This is a genomic window from Limnohabitans sp. (assembly GCF_040401135.1).
Classification (GTDB): Bacteria; Pseudomonadota; Gammaproteobacteria; order Burkholderiales; family Burkholderiaceae_C; genus Limnohabitans.
The window spans coordinates 29,778-32,323 of record NZ_JBBAOV010000027.1; the positions used below are offsets into that span (position 1 = coordinate 29,778).

At 56.0% G+C, this 2,546-nt stretch carries 4 protein-coding genes; all 4 read right to left on the reverse strand.

Going from position 1 to position 2,546, the window contains the following annotated elements; all coding sequences use genetic code 11:
- Window positions 1-25: 25 nt before the first annotated feature.
- Complete coding sequence (locus ABWP81_RS08610; RefSeq protein ID WP_353141080.1) at window positions 26-622, reverse strand: chromate transporter; 597 nt, start codon at window positions 620-622, stop codon at window positions 26-28.
- On the reverse strand, window positions 619-1,191 hold the full coding sequence (locus ABWP81_RS08615; protein ID WP_353141082.1) for a chromate transporter: 573 nt from the start codon (window positions 1,189-1,191) through the stop codon (window positions 619-621). Before ABWP81_RS08615 ends, ABWP81_RS08610 begins: the two co-directional genes overlap by 4 nt.
- Entirely contained in the window at window positions 1,188-1,958 is a 771-nt protein-coding gene (fabG, locus tag ABWP81_RS08620) for a 3-oxoacyl-ACP reductase FabG (protein ID WP_353141083.1), read from the reverse strand. Before fabG ends, ABWP81_RS08615 begins: the two co-directional genes overlap by 4 nt.
- Window positions 1,959-2,007: 49 nt before the next feature.
- Window positions 2,008-2,546, reverse strand: a 539-nt coding sequence (locus ABWP81_RS08625; RefSeq protein WP_353141085.1) for a phosphoenolpyruvate carboxylase, incomplete at its 5' end; no start/stop codon positions are given.

Genomic DNA, 2,546 nt, shown 5'->3' on the forward strand with positions numbered 1-2,546 from the left:
GCCGAAGACTGCGGCCTGCGTTTTTTTAGATCCAGCCTAGGGCGCCTAGCAAGGCGCCTATGCCTAGCAACACCAACATGTGTGTTTTGGTTTTCCAAACGATTAGTGTGGTCGCAGCGGCGACCAGCCACATGGGCCAATCTTTTGCGGGGTTGTCGTGGCTACCGGTTAGCAACCAACCTGTGGCAATGAGCAGCGCAATGACGATGGGGGCCATGCCTGCTTTGAAGGCTTTGACGGCCAGCATTTCTCGGTTGCGATGCGCCCATTGCGTGGCCACGAAGGTGAGGGTGCAAGACGGAATCAGGATGCCTGCCATGGTGATGAATACCCCCCACAACGCCAAGCTAATGGCGGGCCAGCCTGCGGCCAAGCCTCCACCTGCATTGAGTCCCACATTCCAGCCCATCAAGGCAACGAACAACACGTTGGGGCCGGGCGCCCCTTGCGCTAAGGCGATGGACGATGTGAACTGTGTTTCGGTCAGCCACTGTGTTTCATCCACCAAGTAGCGGTGAATCTCGGGCGCGGTGGTAATGGCACCACCCACGGACAAGAGTGACAGAGAAATAAAGTGTAAAAACAACATGCCCCAATCGGCCAAGCTGAGTGTGATGCTCATGCGCCACCTCGCTGCTTGATGCAATGCGCTGCCCACACGCTGGCTAAGGGGCCAAGGCTTAACAGCACCCAACCTAGTGGCAAGCGCAGCAAGCCAATAGCGATGAAGGTGAGAGTGCCAATGCCAATGCAGGTCAGCATGCCCATGGGGTTGTTTTTCAGCGCGCTCAGCATCTTGATGCCCACGGCTGCAATCAAACCCGCAGCTACTGCCCCCATACCGCGCAGCATGCCTTGCGCAACCGCTGTATCTGCAACACCTGCGACGGCGGCAGCCAGCAACAGCACCAGTGCGGTAGGTGCTAAAAGCAAACCACTCAGCGCAGCCAGTGCGCCTTGAATGCCAAAGCTTCGCCCGCCAATCATGAGCGCGAGGTTTACCACATTGGGGCCCGGGAGGATTTGTGCAACCGCCCAGTCCTCTAGAAATTCATCCTGCGTGAGCCATCTTTTTTTCTCTACCAATTCACGTTGCACCACTGTCAAAACGCCACCAAAGCCTTGCAACGCCAGCCAGGTGAAGGAGATAAACAAATCTGTTTTACTGCTAGGAGCGTGGGTTGCGCTCATAGGGTCAAGCCACCCGCAACTTCAATCACCGTGCCGTTGATGTAGGCTGCTTCGTCGCTTGCTAAAAAGGCATAGACGTTGGCGATGTCTTCGGGCTGCCCCAGTCGCTTGAGGGGGACGCGACTCACCATCTCTGTGATCACTTTCTCAGGGATGGTCGACAAGATGGGGGTAGCAATAAAACCTGGCGCTACTGCGTTGACGCGAATGCCTTTAGGCCCCAACTCGCGGCTCCAAGTCTTGGTGAAACCAATCACACCAAATTTGGTCGCTGCGTAATTGGTTTGGCCAAAGTTGCCATAGATGCCCACCACAGATGACGCGTTCAAAATCACGCCGCTGCCTTGGGCCACCATCGCATCGGTCACAGCTTGTGCGCAGTGAAAGACGCCGCGCAGGTTCACGTCAATCACTCGGTCAAACTGCTCGAGCGTCATTTTTTGTAAGCGCGCGTCTTGCGTGATGCCTGCGTTGTTGACCAACACATCGATGCGCCCGAATTTGTCGAGCACGGCTTTGATCGTTGCGTCCACCATGTCGCGCTGCGTCACATCCACCACAAAACCTTGGGCTTGCGCGCCTATGTCGTGGCACTTTTTCACAGCCTCGTCGACGGCAGCTTGCTTGACGTCACAGACGATGACGATTGCGCCTTCTTGTGCAAATTTGAGGGCAGTGGCTAAGCCGATGCCTTGGGCCGCACCTGTGATGATGCTGACTTTGCCTAGCAGTCGAGGGGCGGGGGTAGGTGAGGTGTTGGACTTCATGCATTTGAGTGTAATAAACCCAATCGCATGAATGAATCACGGATGTGACTTACCCCGTATTACGCAAACCCGCCGCAATGCCGTTGATTGAGATGTGAATGCCGCGCTGCGCTTTCTCATCACGATCTTGTGGGCGCTTGCCTTCACGGTAGCGTCGAATCAACTCGACTTGCAGGTGGTGCAAGGGATCGATGTATGGGAAGCGATGGCGCATGGAGCGCTCCAGCGCTGCGTTGTTGACCAAGCGTTGCTTGTCGCCCGTGATGAGCTTCAAGGCGTCTGTGGTGCGGTGCCATTCGGCTTCGATCAGACCAAAGATCTTCTTGCGCAAACGCGTGTCGCTGACCAACTCGGCATAGCGCGAGGCCAAGCCCAAATCACTCTTAGACAACACCATGTCGAGGTTCGACAACAGCGAGCGGAAGAAGGGCCATTGACGTTGCATTTTTTGCAGCAAGGCCAGCGCATCTTTTGGTTTGAGCGTGGGGTGCTTGTGGATGAATTGGTCCACCGCTGAACCAAAGCCCAACCAGCCGGGTAAGGTCAAACGGCATTGACCCCAGCTGAAGCCCCATGGAATGGCGCGCA

Excerpts from the sequence above, each read along its gene's own strand:
- ABWP81_RS08615 (WP_353141082.1), bottom strand. The coding sequence starts at position 1,191 with ATGAGCGCAACCCACGCTCCTAGCAGTAAAACAGATTTGTTTATCTCC.
- fabG (WP_353141083.1), bottom strand. The coding sequence starts at position 1,958 with ATGAAGTCCAACACCTCACCTACCCCCGCCCCTCGACTGCTAGGCAAA.
- ABWP81_RS08610 (WP_353141080.1), bottom strand. The coding sequence starts at position 622 with ATGAGCATCACACTCAGCTTGGCCGATTGGGGCATGTTGTTTTTACAC.